Origin of the sequence: Nocardia carnea NBRC 14403 (assembly GCF_000308515.1) — a bacterium.
Classification (GTDB): domain Bacteria; phylum Actinomycetota; class Actinomycetes; order Mycobacteriales; family Mycobacteriaceae; genus Nocardia; species Nocardia carnea.
The window spans coordinates 1-21,894 of the sequence record NZ_BAFV01000006.1 but is presented as its reverse complement, the minus strand read 5'-3'; the positions used below and the strand labels follow the sequence as shown (position 1 = coordinate 21,894).

The window sequence follows — 21,894 nt, the reverse complement described above, 5'->3', positions numbered from 1 at the left end:
CGCGTCGTGATCGACGACCGCGCGCGGCATTGCCACCACTGGGTAATCTGAGGCTAAACTAACCGACGGCGGTGGCAGCAACCTCCCAGCCACCACACCGGAGCGTTGCCGACCGCGAGGATGTATCTCCTGTGCCCTCAGCCCCCACGACCGCGCCACGTACGGCACTGTCGCGGACGGCCGTGTTACTGCTGCTCACCGCACTCTTGGTCATCCTGCTCATCGGCGGGCTGTTCGTCGGCAGCGGAGATTTCACCATCACCGAGACATGGCGCGCCCTGTTCGACGAAGGCAACCCCACCACCGTCGGCGTCATCCAGGAACAGCGAATACCCCGCACACTGCTGGCCGCCCTGGTCGGTGCGGCGCTCGGGCTCGCCGGCGCGGTAATGCAGGGATTGACCCGTAACCCACTGGCCGATCCCGGCATCCTCGGCGTGAACTCCGGCGCCTACTTCGCCATGGTGCTCGGCTCGATCGTCGCCGGCGCCGCCGGCACCGATTACGTGTGGTGGGCACTCGGCGGAGCGTTCATCGCGTCGATGCTCGTGTACTTCGTCGGTTCCCGCGGGGTGGGTGGGGCGAGCCCGGCCAAACTGGTACTCACCGGGGTGGCGATCGCGTCGATGCTCAGCGGGCTCGCGTTCGGCCTCACCATGATCCACCCCCGCACCTTCGACGCGATCCGGGGATTGCTGATCGGCACGCTCGACGGCCGCGGCCGGCCACAGCTGTCGGCCACCTGGCTCCTGATACTCGTGGGAGTGGTGGGCGCGATTGCGCTCGCCGGGTATCTGAACGCCCTCGCCCTCGGCGACGACCGCGCAGGCGCCCTGGGAGTCCCGGTGACGGCGGTGCGTGCAGGTGGGTTCGTGGTCGTGACAGTGCTGTGCGGGGCGGCCACCGCGGCGGTCGGACCGATCAGTTTCGTCGGATTGATGGTGCCGCACGCGGTGCGGATGGCAGTCGGCCCGGATCACCGCTGGATGATTCCGCTGTGCCTGGTGGTCGGCCCGATCGTGCTGGTGGCCTCCGACCTCGTCGCCAGAGTCGCCACTGCGAGCGAACTTCCGGTGGGAATGGTGACCGCGTTCCTCGGGGCACCGGTGCTGATCTGGCTGGCGCGCCGCGAATCGGGGCCGCAGTGGTGAGCCCCGCGGCACCGGCCGCCGCCCGCTGGCCCCGCCGCGTACGGTTCCTGCGGATCCACCGGCTGGGGATCGGTATGCGCGTCGACCTCGTCTCCGCAGCGGTCACCCTGGCGCTGGTGCTGGTCACCGCGGTGATCGGCATCCGATCACTGGGTGCGAGCACCACCGACACCCCGGGCCTGGGATTCAGCGAAGTACTGCAGGTACTCGCCGGGCAGGTCGGTGGTTCGGCCGCCGATCATGTCGCCGGCTGGCTGCCGGTGGTGGTCACCGCGATCCTCGGCGGGGCGTCGCTCGCATTGTCGGGCGCCATCTTCCAGACCCTGACCCGCAACCCGCTGGGCAGTCCGGACATCATCGGTTTCACCACCGGCGCCAATACCGGGGCACTGGTGGCGATGCTGGCCCTCGGGCTCGGTTCGGGCGGCGCCACGATCGGCGCCCTGCTCGGCTGCCTGGCCACCGCGCTGGTCGTGTATTTCCTCGGGATGCGCGGCGGTACCGGGAACTACCGGTTCATCATCGTCGGTATCGGTGTTTCGGCGATGCTGCTATCGGTCAACGGCTACCTGGTCGCCACCGCCGATGTGCAGAACGCGGGCGCGGCGGCCGCATGGGGTATGGGCAATCTGCGTGATCTGTCGATGGCGGATACGGCGCCGGTGTTCGTGACCCTGGCGGTGCTGGTCCCCGCGTTGATGGTGGTCGCGCCGCGGATGCGGATGTTCGAGCTGGGCACGGATTCGGCCGCGAGCAAAGGTGTCGATACCGAGCGCACACAGATGATGCTGCTGGTGATCGGGGTGGGGTTCGCGGCGGCGACGACCGCGATCGCGGGCCCGATCGCTTTCGTCGCACTGGTGGCCCCGCAGGTGGCGGCGCGGATCACCCCCAGCGCGGGGATCCCGCTGGTCACCTCCGCGGCGGTGGGCGCCACTCTCCTGGTTTCCAGTGAGCTGGTGGCGCGCACGATCCTCGCGCCGCAAACCCAGCTGCCGGTCGGCGTGATCACCACGTCGCTGGGGGGTGTGTACTTGTTGTTCCTCCTGCTGGCGCAGTCCCGAAAGGCCCGCCCGTGACCCACGATTCTCTGCCCGGTGCAACGCCGGGGCGGTTGACCGGCACCGACCTGCGGGTCGGCTACGGCGACCGCACTGTGCTCGCCGATCTCGATGTCGTGGTGCCCGACGGCTCCTTCACGGTGATCGTCGGCCCCAACGCGTGCGGTAAATCGACCTTGCTGCGGACGCTGTCACGGCTGCTGCGGCCGCAACGCGGCGCGGTACTGCTCGACGGGCGGGATGTCGCCGGATACGGCGGTAAGGAGTTCGCGCGGGAGGTGGGGTTGCTGCCGCAGCAGTCGATCGCGCCGGACGGCATCACCATCATCGACCTGGTGGCGCGCGGCCGGTTCCCGTATCAGAAACTGTTCCGTCAGTGGACCGAGGCCGATCAGCGGGCGGTCGATTTCGCGCTACAGGTCACCCGGTTGACGAAGTTGTCCACGCGGCCGGTGGAGGCGCTGTCGGGCGGACAACGGCAGCGCGTGTGGATCGCGATGGCGCTGGCCCAGCAGACACCGATCCTGCTGCTGGACGAGCCGACGACGTTTCTCGATCTGGGGCATCAGATCGAGGTGCTCGATCTGTGCGTGGACCTCAACCGGCGCGGCACGACACTGGTCGCGGTACTGCACGACCTCAACCAGGCCGCCCGCTACGCCTCCCACATCATCGCGATGCGTGACGGCGAGATCGTGGCCGTGGGCCCCCCGCGCGACATCATCACCGCCGAACTGGTCGACCGGGTTTTCGGGGTGTACGCGCAGGTGATCGATGATCCGCAGACCGGGACTCCGCTGGTGGTGCCACTCGCGGAAGGCGCGGTCCGGGCGGACAGCGTGTGAACCGTGCCCGCCGGGCACACAACCGGAAGGAGAACCATGGCGAGGCAGCGGATCGGTGTGGTCGTGGCGGGGCTGGTGGGCGTGCTGCTGGCCGCGACGGCGTGTGTGCAGTCCGATAACACCACCTATGAGGTGTTCGACGATCCCGACGGGGCGCCCGGCTATTCGCTACCGGACAACCCGCGGGTGGTGGCGCTCGGCTGGTCGGACGGCGCGGTCGCGGCGGAACTGGGGGTGCGGCCGGTCGCCATCTACGACTGGATGGGTTTCGGCGCGGACACCAAGGGGGTCGGTGAATGGGATGCGGCGGCGTTCGAGGACAGCACGCCCCAACTGATCTCGGCGCAGAGCGCCGGGGAGTTCAATATGCAGCAGATCTCCGAACTCGATCCTGACCTGATCCTGAATGTGCGTGCGAAGGCGGACAGCGCTGTCACCGCGGAGCTCCGGGAGATCGCACCGGTGGTCACCGCGCCGCAGGGTACGGGTGATTTCGCGGTGAATTGGCAGACGCAGGCCGAGCTCATCGGCGCTGCTCTGAGCAAGCGCGCCGAAGCGGACACGATCGTCTCGGAGACCACGACCCGGCAGCAGGCAGTCGCGGACGAGCATCCGGAGTTCGCCGGCAAAACGTTCGTGTACGCCGCAAAGTTCGGCACCGCCTACGGCGCCTACCTCGCCGGGGACGCCCGGTTCGATTTCTTCGCCGATCTCGGTTTCGTGCAGAACCCGCCGGTCACCCAACTGCAGAGTTCCGGTTTCTTCGCACAGGTGCCTGCCGAGCGGGTGGGTGATCTCGACGCGCAGGTCGCCGTGTTCACCACGATCGGTGTGCCGTTCGCCGATCTGGAGAACGATTCGTTGATCAACTCGCTGCCTGTGGTGCGGGAGGGGCACGCGGTGATGTTGCCGGAGGACGATCCGGCAGTGCTCGCATTGTCCGCGGGTACACCGGGGTCGTTGCGGTTCGCACTCGACCGCATCACCCCGCAGTTGGCGGCCGCGGCACGCTAGCCAGGGGACGTTGTGGCGCGGGAGTCGAGGGTGCGCAGGGTGGTGAGCAGGCACCACAGCGCGACGGTCAGCACGCATCCGCCCGCGCCGTACACCAGGAACACCGACCGTGCCGGGACAGCGCTCGACACGATGCCCGCAACGACCGCGCCCAAGGAGAGGGCGATGGTGAGTTGCGCCGTCCACAGACCGGAGACGCGGCCGCGGAACTCGTCCGGAGTGGCGGCCTGAACGACGGCGAAGCGCGCGATATCGCTCACCACCCGGCCCGCGCCGTGCGCGACGAGACCCGCGAACACCATCACGGTGGTGCCGAGCAGGCCCGCACCGGCGATCCCGGCGGCCGAGACGAAAGTGGCCGCGAAGATCACCTGACCGCCGCGGTGGATGGATCCGGTCCAGCCCGAGGTGAGGGAGCCGAGGACGGCACCGACGGCGGGCGCGGCGAACAGCAGGCCCGCGGTGGCGTCACCGGCGTGCAGTACCTCGGTGACGTACTGCGGGATCAGGACATTCCAGCCGGACAGCAGCATGGTGATACAGCCGACGAGCAGTGTCGCGCCGATGATCCGGTGGCGGGCGGCGAAACGGAACCCGGACAGCGCCGCCCGTATCGGTGACTCGTCGTGCCCGCGTTCGGCGGTCATCGGGCCCAGGCGGGCGAGGAGCAGGGTCGTCACCAGGCTCGCCGCGGCCGCGAACCAGTAGTTGGCCGCGACATCGAGCCAGGCGATCAGCACGCCGGCGAGGGCGGGTGCCGACATATGGCCGAGGTCGGCCGTCAATGCCATCAGTGCGGCTCCCGCCGCCAGTTTCCCGGGCGGTATCAGCGCGGGCATCACCGCGACCAGCGCTGTTTCGGAGATACCGCCGGTGACGCCGTCGATCACGGCGCAGAGGAAGATCACCCACAGTTTCGGTTCGGGGAGCATCGCGTTCACCGCGAGCAGGGCGAAGCCGAGAGTTGCGGCGGCACGTGAACCGACGATCACGAGCCGGCGGTCGTAGTGGTCGGCGGCGGTACCGCCGATCAGGGTGCCCGCGAAGGCCGAGAGACCGATGGTGGTGGCGACGGCGGCGACCATGGCGGTCGAACCGGTGAGCGCGAATACCTGAACGGGTAGGGCGACCACCAGGAAGCCGATACCGAATACCGAGATCGTGCGGGCGGTGAAGACGGTCCGGAATTCACGGCTGGTGCGCAGCGGGGTCACGTCGATCGTGAACCGGCGGGCGGAGATCGACCGCATACCTGGACGGCGGGCACGCTTGTCCCCGGGCATGGGCGACTCCTTCCCTCTGCTGTCCAGCCGGTGCTGCGCGGCGGGTCGAGGGTACCGGGCAGGGACGCGGACCTGCTCCCCCGGCGCATAAAGTCAGCCGATTGCGTACCTGTATGACAGGTACTTCGAGTTCTGATGCAATATGCCTCTTCCTTTGTCTTTTCTTCTTCCGGCGACAGGGCTGGGTGATTCGAGAATCGGATACATGGTTAGATGCGCATATCGTAGTATTCAGATGATTTATCATCGGTCGATGGCCCAGATCCGGGCTGTTCCGGAATCTCCGCGGAAGTTCGCAGCGGTACCTGTGGGGTCCCGAGCGGGACGGAGCCGCGCGTGCCCGCCCCGGCGTTCCCTCATCGCCCGGCTCGGCTCGCCGGGTCTCAGGGCCGGACCGCTCCCCCACTTCCGGGTTGCAGCAGTGGGACTGCTACGCCTGACGCTGGGCAGTGTGATGGTCGTACACGGTGTGGGTCATGCCTTCGCCGGCGGCAAGCTGGCCGTCACCGCGCTCGTTCTCGGAGCACTGGGCCCGGGCCGATGGTCGATCGACCACGCCCTCGGCTACGCCGGTGTTTCCCGCTCGCAGCGTTCGGGAAGTTGCCCGCATAGCGCACGATCGACGGTGTCGTCGCCGCACACCTTCCGGGCGAGGATTTCGAGGTCGGCCGCGCGGCGCAGATGGTTACCGCCTTCGACCGGGAGGACGGCGCCGGTCACCCAGGAGGATTCCGGACCGGCGAGGTAGCGGACGGCCTCGGCGATATCGTCCGCTGTCCCCACCCGGGCGAGTGGTTTCTCCCGCAGTACCCGGGCCCGCTGAGTTTCGTCGGCGGCGATCAGGCCCGGTTTCGCGGCATCGGTGGGGACCAGCCCCGGGCGGATCGCGTTGACCCGGACGCCGAGCGCGCCGAGTTCGTCGGCGGCTACCCGGACAAGTGCTTCCAGTGCGGCCTTGGCGATGGAGTAGGAACCCATGAACGGGAAGGAACCACCGCCGGCAGTGGAGGACAGGCAGATTACGGACCCGCCACCGTGGGCGACCATCGCGGCGGCGCTGTGCCGGATCGCCAGGAGTGCCGTCAGTACGTTGCGTTCGAAGTCTGCGCTGACCACCTCATCGGTCAGGGCCATCACCGGGGCCATGGTGCCGCCGCCGACGGTGCAGACGCAGATCCGCAGGGGTGTGTTGTCGGCCAGGGCGACGGCGCGGGCGATATCGTCCTCGTCGGCGGAATCGCCTGTCACCCACTGCACCGGCGTGGCGTCCGGGGCATTCTGTGTCACCCATTCGGCGGCGCTGCGCAGCGTCGCTTCGGTGCGGCCCAGCAGTGTGTCCGATGCGCCGTCGCGGGCCAGGCGGGTGGCGGCCGATCTGCCGAACCCGCCTCCGCCGCCGGTGATCAGCGCGCCGGAGCCGGCGAGGGGTCGGGACATGAGGTGGACCGCCTGTCTTCGTAGAGGTGGATCGTTTCGTCGTCGCGGGAGCGCCGGGGCGCCGGCGCGGTGACCTGGGCCGGGCGGCGGCCGAGTGTCAGGGCGATCTCCCGGGCGGCGGCAGCGACCAGTGGGGCTGCCCGCTCGAACGGTGCGGTGTCGGCGGGGCCGCAGACCGATAGTGCGGCGAGAGGTCCGCGGGTGCCGCGGATGGCGGCGCCCGCGCAGGCCAGGCCCCGGAAGGCTTCGCTCCAGTCGAAGGCGATGCCGCGGCGCCGGACGAGGTTGAGTTCCCGGTGCAGGGCGGTGATCTCGCCGATCGTGCGTTCCGTGCACCGGTGCAGGCGCTGCCCGTACAGGCCGTCGACCCATTCGGGGGCGAGGTAGGCGAGCATGGATTTTCCGCAGGCCGTCGCGTAAGCGGGGCCGCGGCCGCCGATCCGGGACGGCAGCGTCGACGCGTCACGGCCACCTACTTTGTCGAGGTAGACGTTTTCGCCTCCTTCCAGCACTGCCAGGTGGACGACCATCCCGGTTTGCCTGTGCAGATCCTGCAGTACGGGGGCGGCCGCCGCGCGGATCGCGCTGTAGCCTTCGGAGATTCCGCCCATGCGCAGCGCGCGGCGCCCGATGGTGTAGCCGAAGGGGGTGTGTTCGACCCAGTGGAGGCGGACCAGCTGTTTCAGGATCCGGTGCACGGTCGAACGCGGCAGTTGTGACCGGCGGCTGATTTCCTCCAGGGTCAGGCGGGAAGTGCGGTCGTCGAAGACATCGAGGATTACGGTGATCCGTTCGATCATTGCCATGATGTGTTCCGTCGCCCGGGGTCAGCGCCGCGCGCTGCGCGGGACGGGTACGGGGATGGCTGCCAATAGTTTTTGCGTGTATTCCTCCTGGGGGTTGTGGTAGATCTCCTCGACGGTGCCCGATTCGACGACTCTGCCGCCGGCCATGACCAGCACCCGGTCGGCGATCACTTCGATCAGTGCGAGGTCGTGGCAGACGAACAGGTAGGCCAATCCGAGTTCGTCCTGGAGGTCGCGCAGCAGGTTGAGCACTTGCGACCGGACGGAGACGTCGAGGGCGGCGACGGGTTCGTCGCAGACGATCATTTTGGGTTTCAGGGTGAGTGCGCGGGCGATCGCGACGCGTTGCAGCTGGCCGCCGGACAGTTCGGCCGGGTAGCGGGCGAGGTAGCGGTCGCCGATCCCGACCTTGTCCAGCAGGGCCCGCACGGTCGCGGTACGGGTTTTGCGGTCGAGGTCGGTGTGCACGACGAGCGGTTCGGCGACCGCGTCGAGGATGCTCATCCGGGGGTCGAGTGAGCTGTGCGGGTCCTGGAAGATCATCTGCATACCGCGGCGCAGAGCGCGGAGCCGGGTGGGTGTGGCGGCGCGGACGTCCTGGCCGTCGAAGACGATGCTGCCGGTGTCGGGTTCGATCAGGCGCAGCACGATTCGGCCGACGGTCGATTTCCCGGCACCGGATTCGCCGACCACTGCGAGGCATTCGCCGGTGCCGAGCTGGAAGGAGACGTTCTGGACGGCGTGGGTCCAGCCCGAGCGGCGGCCCAGCATATCGCGGCCTGTCGAGAACGACTTCGAAATATCGGATACCTCGAGCAGGCTCATGGTTGCTGCACTCCTTGTAGTTCGAGCTCGGTGGTGCGCAGGCACCGCGCGGTGCTCCGTTCCCCGGTGGGGGTGGTCGCGGGGTGGGTGGTGTCGCACAGTCCGGGCCGGGCGTGTGGGCAGCGTTCCCGGAACCGGCATCCGGGCGGCCATTCGCCCGCGACCGGTACGCGGCCTTCGATGGCGGTGAGACGCCGGTCGCGGTTGCGGCCCGGATGCGGGATGGAGGCGAGCAGGCCGGCGGTGTACGGGTGGCGGGGTGTGTAGAACAGGTCTTCGGCGTCGGCTTCTTCGATCACTTCGCCCGCATACATGACGACCACGCGCCGGCACAGTTCGGCGACCACGGCGAGGTCGTGGGTGATGAACAGCAGGCCGATACCGGTCTGTTCCTGCAGGTCTCGCAGGAGTTGGAGGATGGTTTCCTGCACCGTGACGTCGAGTGCGGTGGTGGGTTCGTCGGCGATGAGCAGCCGCGGGTTGCAGGCCATGACCATGGCGATCATGACGCGCTGGCACATTCCGCCGCTGAAGGCGTGCGGGTATTCGCGGACCCGTTCGGCGGCGCGGGGTACCTGGACCAGCTCGAGCATTTCCACTGCGCGGGCCATGGCGGCGCGGCGGTCGAGGCCGAGATGCCTGCGGACCGATTCGGCGATCTGGTCGCCCACCGTGTAGGCGGGGTTGAGGCTGCGGCTGGGCTGCTGGAAGATCATGCCCATCCCGGTGCCGCGCAGTGCGCGCCATTCGCGTGGCGGGAGTGCGGTGAGGTCGCGGCCTTCGAATTCCACGGCGCCGCCGGAGATGCGTCCGCCGGTATGTGCGGTCAGTCCCATGACCGCCAGGGAGGTTACGGTTTTCCCGGAGCCGGATTCGCCGACCAGGGCGACGGATTCGCCGGCGCCGACGTCGAAGGAGGCACCGTCGACGACGGTGGTCCAGCGGCCGCGACCGGCGGGGAATTGCACGGTGAGGTCGCGGACCCGCAGCAGGGTGCCGGTGGCCGCGCCGGGAGCGGGTTGCGGCCGCTGGAGTCCGTCAGTTGCTACTGCCATTGCGGCTCCTTGTCAGGGCTCGGCGCACACCGTCACCGAGGTAGGTGAATGCGAGCACGGTCAGGAAGATCATCACGCCCGGTGGCCACACCAGGTGCGGGGCGAGTTGCATATTCGAGGCGGCGGTGCTGAGCATCGATCCCCAGCTCGCGGCCGGGGCCTTCGCGCCGAGTCCCAGGAAGCTCAGGCTCGCCTCGGCGGCGACGGCGGTGCCCAGGGAGACGGAGATGACGAGGACGATCGGGGGCATCACATTCGGCAGGATGTGCCGGATGATGGTCCGCGATGTCGTGCACCCCAGGGCGACGGAGGCCTCGATATAGGTGTCGCCGCGGACGTCCATCGTCGAGGCGCGGGCGACGCGGAAGAACCGGGGTGCCATCACCAGGCCCACCGCGAACATGGCGTTGGTGATTCCGGAACCCAGGACAGCGACGATCGTGATCGCCAGGACCAGGGACGGTGCGCTCATCAAGGCTTCCATGAGGCGGGTGAGCAGGGTGTCGGTCCAGCCGCCGCGGTAGCCGGCGACCACACCGAGGGGCAGTCCGAGGATCAGTGCCAGCGCTACCGCCTGCAGGGCGGCGGTCAGCGAGATGCGGGCGCCGAAGAGCAACCGGCTCAGCGCGTCGCGGCCGTAGTCGTCGGTGCCCAGCAGGTGCGTGGCGTCGGGGGGTTGGAGCCGGTTCAGCAGGTCCTGGGCGTACGGGTCGTGGGGGGCGATCCAGGGTGCGAAGAGCGCGACGAGGATCAGCAGGGCGACGAACAGCGCCGCGGTCGCGGTGGCGGGGCGGCGGCGCAGGAAGCCGAATACTCTGCGGCCCACCCCGGGCCGGATTCCGGCGTCTGCCGGTGTGGTCGCGGTCATGAACGCACCTTCGGGTTGAAGTAGCCGTAGGAGATATCGACGAGCAGATTGACGAGGATGACGACGACCGTGGTGAACAGGACGAACCCGAGGAGTACCGGGACGTCGTGGTTCTGGACGCTGTTGACCGCCAGACTGCCCAGACCGGGCATGTTGTAGATGATCTCGATGGTGACCGCGCCGCCGAGTACTTCGGAGACCCGGAAGCCGAGCACGGTCACCACGGGGATGCAGGCGTTCTTGAGCCCGTGTTTGCCGATCACGCTCGCCCGGGACAGTCCGCGGGCTTCGGCGTTGAGGATGTAGTCACTGCCGAGGACCTGGCCGAGCGCGGACCGCAGTTGCAGTGTCACCTCGGCGGCGGGGAGCAGCGCCAACGCGACACCGGGTAGCACCAGATGCTGGAACCACGGCACCACGCCCTCCGATATCGGCACATAGCCGAAGGCGGGAAATATCTGGTGTGTCACCGCGAACAGCAGGACCAGGACGAGTCCGAACCAGAAGGCGGGGATGGCGATCGCCACCGAGGCCAGGGCGTTGATCCCCCGGTCGACCACACCGCCGGGCCGCAGCGCACCCAGGATGCCCAGGACGACGCCGATCGTCACGGCCAGCACCATCGCGAACAACACCAGCGACAGGGTCGTGGCCATCCGCCGCAGCAGCAGTTCGGCCACTGTCTGGTTCGACCACAGCGACATACCGAGGTCGCCGCGTAATGCCGACCCGAGCCAGTCCAGGTATCGCATCAGGACGTTCTCGTCGAGGTTGAGGTTTTCGCGTAGTTCGCGCAACCGTTTCGGTGTCGCGTTCTCCCCTGCCAGTACGACCGCCGGGTCGCCCGGAGCCAGATCCATCAAAAGAAATATCAACAGTGGAACGATCATCAGCAGCGGGATCGCCGCCAGTAATCGCTGCCCGGCATAACGCAGCACAGGATCTCCTCGTAATTCCGGCGGACTATTCGGTCATTGCCACGTGGCGGAGGTCGAAGATGCCGAGATCCGCCCACGGGATGTCTTGTGCGCCGACGACCTGGCTGGTGAACAGCGTGGCGTTGGTCTGATTGCAGATGGGGACGAACATGGCTTCTTTCAGCGTGAGGTCCCACGCCTGGTGGTACAGCGGTGCGCGCTGTTCGTCGGTGAGGGTGGGGTCGGCGGCCCGGGTCACCAGATCCCGGATCTGCTGATTACCGTTGGCGAGGGCGTAGGCACCGAACAGGAAGGTGTTCACGGTTTCCGCGGGATCGACCTTCGCATTGAAGCTGTTGGCCACCATCGAGGGGAAATCGCCGGCGATATAGCGGGGTTCGTTCTGGGTGTTGGGCACCGGGTTGAGGTCGGCGTCGATACCGGCTTGCGACAGGGTCGATTGCAGGACGTTCGCGGTGTTCTCGGTATTGGTGCCGGCGGCGAAGGTCAGTGCTATCTGTGCGCCGCCGGCTGCCTGCACCAGGGCCCGGGCCTTGTCCGGGTCGTAGGGGTACGGGTATTCGTAGTTCTCGTCCGCGGGCCAGCTGCCGGCCGGATACAGCTGCCGATGGGGTGTGCATGTTCCGGAGAACAGGGCGCTGACGGCTGCGGGGTCGATGGCGGCGGCCACGGCCTGCCGGACCTCCGGTTTCGCGAGATCACCGTCGGGCCGCATGTACAGGCCGAGCACATTGCGGAAGACGACCTCGTCGACGCCCACGGTCCGGTTGAGGCCGAGTGTCTGGGCTTCGACCACTTCGTTGGCGGAACTGACCCAGCTCAGATCGGTCATCCCCGTTTTCATTCCGTTCAACCGGGTCCGGGCGTCGGGAATCCATTCGAACTCGATTCCGGCGAGCTGCCCGGCCTTCGGGTCCCAGTTGGGGGCGCCGTCGGCGCGCGCCAGTGACAGCGATTCCTCGGGTACGTATTCGGTGACCACGTAGGCGCCGGAACCGGCGAGGCCCGGATCGTTGCGGAGGTCGGTGCCCGCGGCGATCGTTTTCGGGCTGACCATCATTCCGACGTTGGTGCTGAACACCCCCGGCAGTTCCACACCGGTACCGGGCTTCAGATGCAGGCGGACGGTGTAGTCGTCGACTTCTTCGACCGAGGTGATGTTCTGCAGGGCGTCGGCGACCGTGCTGCCTTCCATGTTCTGGCCCCGGTGGATATTCGCGGACACGGCCGCGGCGTCGAAGGCCGCGCCGTCGTGGAAGGAGACATCCGAGCGGAGTTTCAGCTCCAGATACGAGCCGTCCCGCGCGAACTGCCAGGATTTCGCCAGTCCGGGAATCAGGTTCCCGTCTTTGTCGACGGTGGTGAGCCGGTCGAACAGGACGGTCAGATACCCCCAGCCGCCGTAGCTGGTCTGCAGGTAGGGGTCCAGGTTCCTGGTCGGGGAACTGCTGGTGACCCGCAGGACGGCGTCCGGGTCGATATCGCCGACCGGGCCGCCGAAACCGCCGTCGATGGGGCCGCCCCCGCAACCGGCCACGACCAGCGTCGCCACGGCCGCGGCCAGTAGGTGCCGGGCACGGCGAAACCTTCTGCGGTTCATGGAGTTCCTTTCACGCACGATATGAGCTTCGGGGTGGGCTGCCGGTGGGTGCGGGCTGCGCTCACATCGGAAATCGCCCGATCACATGGGTTGATGCCGTTACGCGGCTGCTCGGGCCCGTTGCCCGAGGGAGTGTCCGGCCGGGGGTTCGGGGGCGGTGAGTCGCCGAACGTCCGGGGTCGCGGCCGTTGTCAGCGCGGACACGCAGTATTCGGTCCGAGGTCCGCACGTTCGCGCCGGACGCCTGGTTCCGACGGTGGTCCGGTTACTACCGGGGGTTGTTCACCGGAATGCCGGTCCGGCCGTATTTCCGGGTATCGCGGTGCCGGTGGCCGCCGGGACCACTCACCACGGTTCCGACTGCGGCCGGGCAGGTTCGGGTCGGGCGCCGCGGCCGTCGGTGTGTCCTTGTGTCGACGGGGAAATCGGCGGAATCGCCGTATCGAATGAACCGAGACCCATGCTCTCTCCTTGCATGCTGCTTGGTTATCAGCGCTCACCACGGAACCCAAGCAATGTTAGGTTGCTCCAAAGCAATCGCTTGCTTGGAACGTTAGATGGATCACAGCGGCCTGTCAACGGTTTGCCGGGATATCCCTCCCCGAATGCGCGAAGCACGCGGTACCGGAAGACTCCACTGCAACAAGCCAACTCGCATACCGTCAGAGCAAGCAGCTATTACATGGAAGACGGTTCCCCCTGCGGGTTACCGCACCCCGACCCGCCCCGCGTGCGGATATGCAGGTCTGCGCGGTCGTGTAACCTTCGAATCAAGCAAGTGCTTGATCAGGAACCGGACAACACGGCACACGAGGAGACGACAGGTGTCACCCACTCGGAAAGAGGCCATCCTGTTCCACGCCGCGAAACTGTTCAGCGAACGCGGTGTCGCCCGCACCACCGTGCGCGATATCGCCGACGAAGTCGGGATCCTTTCGGGCAGCCTCTACCACCATTTCGCCTCCAAACATGCGATCGTCTTCGAAATCGTCACCACCTTCATCGACGATCTCAACGACCGCTACGAAGCCGCGCTCGTCCCCGGCGAAACCGCACGCGAGCGGCTCGACCGAATGGTCGCGGTCTCCTTCGAATCGGCCACCGACCACCCCTACGCGACAGAGATCTATCAGAACGAGAGCACGCTCTCGTCCCAACCCGCCGACAGCCGGATCGCCACCGCCGTACGCCGCGCCAACCAGTACTGGGCCGATGCGATCGCCCGCGGTATCGACACCGGGGAATTCCGGACCGATGTGGACCCGCACCACTTCCACCGGATGCTGCGCGAATCGGTGTGGTTCACCGTCCGTTTCCACCGGGACTCCCTGGCGACCAGTGCCGACCGGCTGCGCCACGATCTGATCGCGGTCTTCCTCGACGGTTTCGCCACCGCGGGTCCGGCCCTGGAGTCGGCCGTAACCGCCCCCGATGTTGTGGCCGTTCGACCCGCGACGGAGAAGACCGACAGCGAGCCGGCACTCATCGACCTACAGCGAAATATCCGCGAACTCGAGGAAGCCGTCCGGGAGTTACGCCTACAGCGAGGCTGACAAGCTCCCTGACGGTCACTTCATCCTGCGTCTGCGCCCCTCTGCGGCCACGCTATCCGAGGACGCCGGTCGTCCGGTCACCGACGGGCCACCGCTTGCCCCCGCGGGGCGGGGTATCTCCGATTTCGACCCGCCATGTATCCACCCCGCGCGAGACCGCCCTCGAACTCCTTCGAGAAAGCCGAGGGGCCGGAGTGACGCCCCGGCTCGACGGGCCGCAGGGCGGGCGGTTCAGCCGTGCATCGGATTACTCACCCACCCGGCCGAGCGACCCAGGCGCAGTCCAGCGGAGTACCGGCTCTCCTGCCGCGCGGGGACGCGTGACGGTCTTATCGATGAACAGACCCTCCGCGGAGACACACAGCTCACCATCGGCGGTGTGGATCGCACCGACGGAATTGATCTTGTTGCCGTTCCGCGACACCAGCCTGCCGCTCACGGTGAGCGGCACGAACAACGGTGTCGGGCGGTGATACCGCACATTCAACTGCGCGGTGGGACCGTTGCTGCCGGCCCACGTATTGGCAACCCCGAGCGTGTGATCGAGCAGTTGAGCCGACACTCCCCCGTGCACATGCCCCGGCGGGCCCTGATACGGGATGGTCAGGGTGACCACACCGTCGACCGACCCGTCGGCGCGGCCGGTGAGCACCAGAGGCGGTGCGATCGCGTTCTCGGGACCGGTGACCGGGTCATGACGTGTGACACCCTCACCGTGCCACATGTCCACCAGTCGTTCGGCCACTTCCGGAGCGTGCTGCTCGAGATGGTCGGCGATACTGTCCAGCTCCTCGGCCACCCGATCGAGGTTCGCGTTCGCGCGGTCGGTGCGCAGCAATGCGTCGATCACCCGCCGCGCGGCCGCTGTCGCGCGGTCGACCGGTGTATCCCGGGGTGCCGAGGTCAGCACGGTCCTGTCGGCCGCGGTGCGCACGGTGGGACGGGCGGGCGGGTCGTCACTCATTGCGGTCTCTCCGGGGTGCTGTGTGAGCGGACTGGGTGCTCGCTGTGCCTACGCCATTCGCATCCCGGCGTCCCGGCGTTTCCCGGCGAGCGGGAACGCAGCCGGCAGGGGCCCGGCCGCGACGACCGCTCCGGCCGGGCACGACCCTCACGCGACACCGAGCACCAGACCACTCGTCGGCACCGCGGTTCCCGCCGTGACCAGGACATTCTCCACACCGGCAGGCTGGTTCGCCGACGTACCGCGCAGCAGCCGCACGGCCTCCGCGATCCCGTTGACGCCGTGCAGATAAGCCTCCCCGACCTGACCCCCGTGCGTGTTTGCCGGCAGCCGGCCACCGAGTTCGAGGTGGCCGTCGGCGATGAAATCCTTCGCCTCCCCGGGCGCGCAGAAACCGAGTTCTTCGAGCTGCGGGAGCACCAGCGGCGTGAAGTGGTCGTAGAGGATCGCGGCGTCGATATCGGCGGGTTGCAGGCCGCTCTGCCCGTAGAGTTGCCGGCCGACCAGACCCATTTCGGGAATGCGGGTGATATCGGGCCGGTAGTAGCTCGTCATCATGTGCTGGTCCTTACCACTGCCCTGCGCCGCGCCTTTGATCAGCGCCGGTGTGTGGGTGAGGGTGCGGGCGCGTTCGGCGGAGACGACGACGAGGGCTTGACCGCCGTCGGTTTCCTGGCAGCAGTCCAGCAGATGCAGGGGTTCGGCGATCCAGCGGGAATTCTGGTGATCGGCGAGCGTGATCGGCCGCCGGTAGAACCACGCGTTCGGATTGTTCGCGGCGAATGCGCGGGCGGCCACGGCGACCCGGCCGAAATCTTCGCTGGTGGCGCCGTACTGATGCATATACCGCCGGGCGAACATCGCCACCCACTGGGCGGGAGTGGACAGTCCCTGCGGGGTCAGCCATGCGTACGCCGCCCGGTCGGCGGTGCTGTCCATCGGCCGGTCGTGCTGGCCGAGACCGAAGCGGACTCCGGAACGTTCGTTGAACGCCCGATAGCAGACGACGACCTCCGCGACCCCGGTGGCCACCGCCATCGCCGCCTGCTGCACCGTGGCGCACGCGGCGCCGCCACCGTAGCCGACGCGAGAGAAGAACGTCAGCTCCCCCAGCCCGCAGTTGCGGGCGACGAGTACCTCACCGTTCGTTTCGGCGGTGTAGGTGGCGAGGCCGTCCACTTCGGAAGGGTCGATACCGGCGTCGGCGAGCGCCGCGACGATCGCTTCACAGGCCAACTGCAGTTCACTGCGGCCGGAATTCTTGGAGAACTCGGTCGCGCCGATACCGACGACGGCGGCCGCGCCGGACAGTGCGCCTGCTGTCATCGCGCATTTCCTTTCACGAAGGTGACGGTGACGAGGCCGCGTACATGGTCGCCCAGGCTGTTGGCGCCGCGGACCTGCACCGACACCACCCCCTCGGCGATATCGGTCACCTCGCCGCTGAGCGTCATCGTGTCGCCGGGATAGTTGGGGGCGCCGAGCCGGATGGCGACCTTACGCAACGACGCCCGCGGCCCCGCCCAGTCGGTGACATAGCGGCCCACCAGCCCGTTGGTGGTGAGGATGTTCATGAATAACATCCTTCGAGCCGCGTTCGACCGCCAGGTCCGGGTCGTGGTGGACGTCCTGGTAGTCGCGGCTCGCGATGGCCGTCGACACGATCAGGGTGCGGGTGAGCGGGATGTCGAGTTCCGGAAGAACCTCGCCCACCGTGATATCCGCCGCCACTCTCATACCACCGCCTCCGGGCGGGCGAGCAGATCGCCGAGGCGGGCGAGGTCGGCGCTCGCGGCCCCGAGGGTCGCGGCGATCTGCTTACCCCACAGCAGATACCGGTGCACGGGGTAGTCGATATCCACCCCGATCCCGCCGTGCACATGCTGGACGCGATGCACCACGCGTTGCCCGCCGTCGGTGGCCCACCATTTGGCCACCAGCACCGCTGTGCCGGGGTCCTCGCCGTTACCGAGCAGCCATGCCGCCTGCCACAGCGTGACCTGCATCGCCTCGAGATCGATATAGCAGTCGGCCAGTTGGTGACTCACAGCCTGGAAGGTCGACAGCGGGCGCCCGAACTGGCGGCGCTCGTTGAGGTAGGTCACCGCCTGCGCCGTCGCGGCGGCACCCACGCCGGCCTGTAGCGCCGCCAGTGCGACCTCGGCGCGCGAGACCAGCCACTGCACGGAATCTCCGTCGGCGAGGTGTTCGGCCGGGGCGTTGTCGAAGGTGAGATTCGCTGCGAGCGCGCGGGTGGTGGTTTCGTTGGTCTCGGCCCGGACGCCTGCGCCGGCGGGGTCGACCAGGAACAGCCCGGGTCCGGTCGGGGTCGCGGCCGAGACCACGACCCGAGTGGCGATATGCGCCGCCGGGACCACCGCTTTCGCGCCGGTCACCACCCATGTTCCGTCGGCGGATCGGTGTGCCGACGTCTCGGGTGCCGTCGGGTCGGCAGGGCCGAACTCCTCCAGCCCGACGGTGAGGAACAGCTCGCCGGCCGCCGTCGGCGCCACATAACTGCGCTGCTGCTCGGGGGTGCCGAATTCGGCGATTGCGGCGGCGGCGAGCGCCGTCTCCCACAACGGTACCGGGGCGACGCTGCGGCCCTGCTGTTCGAGCAGCACACAGAGTTCGGTGAAACCGAGCCCGCCGCCGCCGGATTCGGCAGGTAGGGCGATCCCCACCAGACCCGCACGCGCGAGCTCACGCCACAGGTCCCGGTCGATCCGTTCGCCGGAGGCCTCGACGGCCCGGACGCGGTCCGGGCCCGACTTGCCGGTGAAGATGTCGGCGGCCAGATCGCGGATCGCGGTCTGCTCTTCGGTGAAGGCGAAATCCATCAGTTCTCCTCGCGTATGACCGGACGGAACGCGGGCAGCGTCAACTCCGGGTCGGCGTCGATCCAGTCCAGTTCCACCGGCATATCGACCCGTACCTCGCCGGGGTCGGCACCGACCATGTTCGCGACCAGCCGGGTGCCCTCCTCGAGTTCGATGACCGCGACGATCAGCGGGTAGTCGAAGGCGTCGAGCCGCGGATGGTGGTTGACCACGAAGCTGTAGACGACGCCGCGGCCGCAGGCGTCGATGGTGTCCCAGTCCAGTGATCGGCAGTGCCCGCACATCGGTCCGGTCGGGTGCCGCAGTGTCCCGCAGGATACGCAGCGCTGGATCACCAGGCGATGCTCCTTGGCGGCCGCGAACCAGAAGGCGTTGTCCTGGTTGATCGCCGGGCGTGGCCGTCGCTCGCGGGCAGTTCCCTGCGCCGCGGGCCGGAACCGCAGCGTGCGCCACCGCTGGGTGGCGACGACCGCGCCGTCGTCGTCCCGGTACGTTTTGACTGTTGTCACGAAATGCCCGGGCCCGAGCGCGGTGTTCTTCTCCGGGGAGATCGATTCGATCACTTCGGTGACATTGATCCGGGTGCCGGGACGCAGTTCGGCGAAATACTCCTGTTCGGAATCGGTGGCGACCACCGAGGTGAACCCGGCCTCGGCCAGGGTGTCCAGCAGCTGGGCGCCGACCTCGGAGGCAGTGCTGCCGGCGGCGGTCGCCGCGTATCCCCGCATCGTCCACGCCTGCACCATCGTGGGTGGTGCGATGAGGCCGTCACGGCCGGTGGCGCGGGCGGCGTCGTCGTCGAGGTAGATCGGGTTGGTATCACCCATGGCTTCCACCCAGTGCCGGATCATGGCGGTGTTCACCGGGTCCGGCGCCCAGGTGGTGGGCTGCAGTTCGCGGCCGACCAGGGTGTTGAGGGTATCGAGTACAGTCATCGGCCGCGGGCCGCCTTGACGGTCCCCAATCCCAGGGTGGCGACCATATCGCGCAGCACCTCGTTGACCCCACCACCGAAGGTGTTGACCACCCCTTGCCGGGAGATCTGCTCGATCTGCCCGGCCAGGACCGCGCCCGGGCTTCCCGGGCGGATCCGGCCCGCGGCGCCGAGGATGCCGAGCAGGGTCCGGTACACGTCGATATGGGTTTCGGTGCCGAACACCTTCGTGGCGCCCGCGTCCGCACCGGAGAGGGTATCGGCCGCAACGGCGGCGGTCATCTTCCAGTTCATCAACCGCATCGCCACCAGCTTCGCGTGGGTACGTGCGAATTCCTGCCGCACCCACGGTATGTCGATCGCACCCGTCTCGCGGGCCCAATCCAGGACCTGATGCCACAGGCCTTCGGTGCGCCCACCCAGCGCGGCCAGCCCGATACGTTCGTGGTTGAGCTGCGCGGTGATCAGCCGCCAACCGCCGTTCGGCTCACCCACCACGGCGTCCGCGCCGACACGGATACCGGAGTAGTAGGTGGAGGTGACCGTCAGGCCGCCGACGGTATGGATCGGCGACCACGAGAAACCCGGGGCGCTGGTCGGCACGATGAGAATCGAGATGCCCCGGTGCTTCGGGGCTTCCGGATCGGTACGGCAGGCCAGCCAGACATAGTCGGCGGTATTCGCGCCGGAGGTGAAGATCTTGTTGCCGTCCACCACCCAGTCGTCGCCGTCACGCACCGCGCGGGTTTCCAGCGACGCCAGATCGGTGCCGGCGCCGGGTTCGGTGTAGCCGATGGCGAAAACGATATCGCCGGACAGGATTCCGGGCAGGTATTTCGCCTTCTGTTCGTCGGTGCCGTATTTCTGCAGGGTCGGGCCCACCGTGTTGACGGTGACGAACGGAAACGGCAGCCCGGCCCGCTGGACCTCGTCGAAGAAGACGAACTGCTCCTCGATGGAACGGCCCTGACCGCCGAACTCCACCGGCCAGCCGATTCCGAGCCAGCCGTCCGCGCCGAGCATCTCGACGATCTCGCGGAACCGGTCGCCGCCCACACCCTGTTCGCCGGCGGCGCGGCGCTCGTCCTCGGGCAGCAGCTTTGCGAAATAGGCACGCAATTCCCGCCTGAGCTCCTGGTGCTCGGGTGACTCCCGCAAATCCATCGTGGTTCTCCTATGCCGTACACGGCTGTCGCGACGTGGTCCGGACGCTAATCCGCGAACCGGTTGCGGGCCCGCCGAGGTCTCACCCAACGGAAAGACCGGTTCCCTTCCAGGGCCGGCCGGGCTGAGATGGGGCCATGGAAATCGGGCTCAACCTTCTCGGCGCCGAGGCGCTGTTCGGTGGCGATATCAGTGGTGTCCCCGATTTGGCGGCCGAAGCGGATCGACGCGGTATCGACCTGATCTCCACCGGTGACCACCTCGGTTTCGCCGCGGACGCCCACGCACAGCGCGTACAGGAGAACAACTTCCCGTTCCCGCTCGACCACCCGTGGTACGAACCGATCTCGCTGCTGTCGGCCGTCGCCGCCGTCACCGAGCGGGCACAGCTGGGTGTGTCGGTACTGATCGCCACCGTCCGGCCCGCCGCCCTGCTGGCCAAACAGATCGCGACCCTCGACCGCCTCTCCCGCGGACGGGTCACCATGGGTTTCGGGGTGGGCTGGCAGGAAGCGGAATACGCCGCCACCGGGATGCCGTTCGACGCCCGGTTCGGCCGGATGGAAGACACGGTGCGCGCATGCCGGGAACTGTGGACCCGGGCGCCGGCACAGTTCACGGGACGTGATTTCGCCTTCGAGAACTTCCACAGCCTGCCGTTCCCGGTACAGGACCGGGTTCCGATCCTGTTCGGCCTCGGCCCGAGCCCCCGCAACTTCGACCGAATCGCCCGCGTCGCCGACGGCTGGTCGGTCAACCCCACCGACCTGCCCGGGTTCACCGGCAGTGTCGCACTGCTGCGTGACAGGTTCGCCGCGCACGGCCGCGACCCCGGCACGCTCCGTATCCAGGTATCCCTCACCCCGGTGCGGCGTTCGGACGGCAGCGTCGATCTGGGCGCCACCGCGCGGGCGGCACAACAGTACCGGCGCAACGGGGCCACAGCCGTCGTTTTCCGTCCGACCGCTTTCGGCCGGGAAGCCGATCGGCTACCCGAACTGCTCGACTGGATGGTCGGGCTCGGGCACGACTGACAGAAGGAGCACCCGGTGACCGACGCATTACAGGAACTACTGCACAAACAGGCCATCTACGAGGTGGTGTTGCGCTACTGCCGCGGTATCGACCGGCTCGACTTCGATCTGGTGCGCGGCGCCTATCATCCCGGCGGGATCGACCACCACACCGGATTCGACGGCACAGTGGACGAATTCATCGAATGGGTGGCCCCGAAACTGCGCACGCTCGGCGGCACCATGCATCACATCGGCAACCACCTGGTGGAGCTGCACGGAAACGTCGCGATCAGCGAATCGTATTCCACGGCGGCCCATTGGGGCGCGCCCGGACGGGACGATTTCACCAGCGGCTGCCGCTATATCGACCTGATGGAGCTGCGCGACGGCCGATGGGCCATCGCCGAGCGGTGGGCGGTCCGCGAATGGACCCGCTCCGATGCCGGCCGGCTCACCGCCCCCGAAGGACGCGGCCCCCGCGGCCGCCGCGACACATCGGATCCGCTGAACCTGCTGCGGGCCCGGATCGGCAACGGCCCT

General features: G+C 68.0%; 19 protein-coding genes and 2 pseudogenes. 7 read left to right on the top strand and 14 right to left on the bottom strand.

What is annotated here, in order from left to right; genetic code table 11:
* The first annotated feature begins 131 nt into the window (after window positions 1-131).
* Genes ON22_RS01680 through ON22_RS01665 form a run of 4 tightly spaced genes read left to right on the top strand, consistent with a single transcriptional unit; the run spans window position 132 to window position 4,071 of the window.
* Complete coding sequence (locus ON22_RS01680; protein ID WP_033246098.1) at window positions 132-1,151, top strand: FecCD family ABC transporter permease; 1,020 nt, start codon at window positions 132-134, stop codon at window positions 1,149-1,151.
* Window positions 1,145-2,230 (top strand): FecCD family ABC transporter permease, encoded by a 1,086-nt coding sequence (locus tag ON22_RS01675; RefSeq protein WP_051157055.1) that lies wholly within the window; start codon window positions 1,145-1,147, stop codon window positions 2,228-2,230. The genes ON22_RS01680 and ON22_RS01675 overlap by 7 nt, the downstream gene beginning before the upstream one ends.
* On the top strand, window positions 2,227-3,057 hold the full coding sequence (locus ON22_RS01670; protein WP_081595255.1) for an ABC transporter ATP-binding protein: 831 nt from the start codon (window positions 2,227-2,229) through the stop codon (window positions 3,055-3,057). Before ON22_RS01675 ends, ON22_RS01670 begins: the two co-directional genes overlap by 4 nt.
* A 36-nt stretch (window positions 3,058-3,093) precedes the next feature.
* Window positions 3,094-4,071: an ABC transporter substrate-binding protein gene (locus ON22_RS01665; RefSeq protein WP_033246099.1), complete on the top strand. Its 978-nt coding sequence runs from the start codon at window positions 3,094-3,096 to the stop codon at window positions 4,069-4,071.
* Here the strand turns inward: ON22_RS01665 and entS are convergent.
* The 8 genes from entS to ON22_RS01625 form a co-directional block, all read right to left on the bottom strand.
* Complete coding sequence (entS, locus tag ON22_RS01660; protein ID WP_231508707.1) at window positions 4,068-5,354, bottom strand: enterobactin transporter EntS; 1,287 nt, start codon at window positions 5,352-5,354, stop codon at window positions 4,068-4,070. The genes ON22_RS01665 and entS overlap by 4 nt on opposite strands.
* Window positions 5,355-5,918: 564 nt before the next feature.
* Entirely contained in the window at window positions 5,919-6,791 is an 873-nt protein-coding gene (locus ON22_RS01655; RefSeq protein WP_033246101.1) for an SDR family NAD(P)-dependent oxidoreductase, read from the bottom strand.
* Entirely contained in the window at window positions 6,758-7,597 is an 840-nt protein-coding gene (locus tag ON22_RS01650) for an IclR family transcriptional regulator (protein ID WP_231508708.1), read from the bottom strand. Before ON22_RS01650 ends, ON22_RS01655 begins: the two co-directional genes overlap by 34 nt.
* Window positions 7,598-7,618: 21 nt before the next feature.
* Entirely contained in the window at window positions 7,619-8,422 is an 804-nt protein-coding gene (locus ON22_RS01645) for an ATP-binding cassette domain-containing protein (RefSeq protein ID WP_051157053.1), read from the bottom strand.
* Window positions 8,419-9,477 (bottom strand): ABC transporter ATP-binding protein, encoded by a 1,059-nt coding sequence (locus ON22_RS01640; RefSeq protein ID WP_081595254.1) that lies wholly within the window; start codon window positions 9,475-9,477, stop codon window positions 8,419-8,421. Before ON22_RS01640 ends, ON22_RS01645 begins: the two co-directional genes overlap by 4 nt.
* Complete coding sequence (locus tag ON22_RS01635; protein ID WP_033246102.1) at window positions 9,461-10,345, bottom strand: ABC transporter permease; 885 nt, start codon at window positions 10,343-10,345, stop codon at window positions 9,461-9,463. Before ON22_RS01635 ends, ON22_RS01640 begins: the two co-directional genes overlap by 17 nt.
* Window positions 10,342-11,283, bottom strand: a complete 942-nt coding sequence (locus ON22_RS01630; protein WP_033246103.1) for an ABC transporter permease — start codon at window positions 11,281-11,283, stop codon at window positions 10,342-10,344. Before ON22_RS01630 ends, ON22_RS01635 begins: the two co-directional genes overlap by 4 nt.
* Window positions 11,284-11,308: 25 nt before the next feature.
* Window positions 11,309-12,883 (bottom strand): ABC transporter substrate-binding protein, encoded by a 1,575-nt coding sequence (locus ON22_RS01625; protein WP_033246104.1) that lies wholly within the window; start codon window positions 12,881-12,883, stop codon window positions 11,309-11,311.
* Window positions 12,884-13,707: 824 nt separating this feature from the next.
* Between ON22_RS01625 and ON22_RS01620 the strand changes: the two genes are divergently transcribed.
* Window positions 13,708-14,436, top strand: coding sequence for a TetR/AcrR family transcriptional regulator (locus ON22_RS01620; RefSeq protein WP_033246105.1), 729 nt, complete (start codon window positions 13,708-13,710; stop codon window positions 14,434-14,436).
* Window positions 14,437-14,746: 310 nt separating this feature from the next.
* Here the strand turns inward: ON22_RS01620 and ON22_RS01615 are convergent.
* From ON22_RS01615 to ON22_RS01590, 6 genes and pseudogenes are all read right to left on the bottom strand, one after another.
* A pseudogene (locus ON22_RS01615) lies at window positions 14,747-15,400 on the bottom strand (PaaI family thioesterase); the annotation flags it as partial.
* 147 nt (window positions 15,401-15,547) lie between these two features.
* Entirely contained in the window at window positions 15,548-16,726 is a 1,179-nt protein-coding gene (locus ON22_RS01610; RefSeq protein WP_033246106.1) for a lipid-transfer protein, read from the bottom strand.
* Window positions 16,723-17,137, bottom strand: a pseudogene (locus ON22_RS01605) (MaoC family dehydratase). The gene ON22_RS01610 and the pseudogene ON22_RS01605 overlap by 4 nt, the downstream one beginning before the upstream one ends.
* Window positions 17,134-18,240 (bottom strand): acyl-CoA dehydrogenase family protein, encoded by a 1,107-nt coding sequence (locus ON22_RS01600; protein ID WP_033246107.1) that lies wholly within the window; start codon window positions 18,238-18,240, stop codon window positions 17,134-17,136. The pseudogene ON22_RS01605 and the gene ON22_RS01600 overlap by 4 nt, the downstream one beginning before the upstream one ends.
* Complete coding sequence (locus ON22_RS01595) at window positions 18,240-19,175, bottom strand: bifunctional MaoC family dehydratase N-terminal/OB-fold nucleic acid binding domain-containing protein (protein WP_033246108.1); 936 nt, start codon at window positions 19,173-19,175, stop codon at window positions 18,240-18,242. Before ON22_RS01595 ends, ON22_RS01600 begins: the two co-directional genes overlap by 1 nt.
* Window positions 19,172-20,338, bottom strand: a complete 1,167-nt coding sequence (locus ON22_RS01590; protein WP_033246109.1) for an acyl-CoA dehydrogenase family protein — start codon at window positions 20,336-20,338, stop codon at window positions 19,172-19,174. Before ON22_RS01590 ends, ON22_RS01595 begins: the two co-directional genes overlap by 4 nt.
* Window positions 20,339-20,475: 137 nt before the next feature.
* On the opposite strand from ON22_RS01590, the gene ON22_RS01585 reads away from it, so the two are divergent.
* Together ON22_RS01585 and ON22_RS01580 are read left to right on the top strand one after the other, a co-directional pair.
* Complete coding sequence (locus tag ON22_RS01585) at window positions 20,476-21,372, top strand: TIGR03619 family F420-dependent LLM class oxidoreductase (protein ID WP_033246110.1); 897 nt, start codon at window positions 20,476-20,478, stop codon at window positions 21,370-21,372.
* A 15-nt stretch (window positions 21,373-21,387) separates the two neighbouring features.
* A partial coding sequence (locus ON22_RS01580) for a nuclear transport factor 2 family protein (RefSeq protein ID WP_043739755.1) occupies window positions 21,388-21,894 on the top strand: 507 nt, incomplete at its 3' end.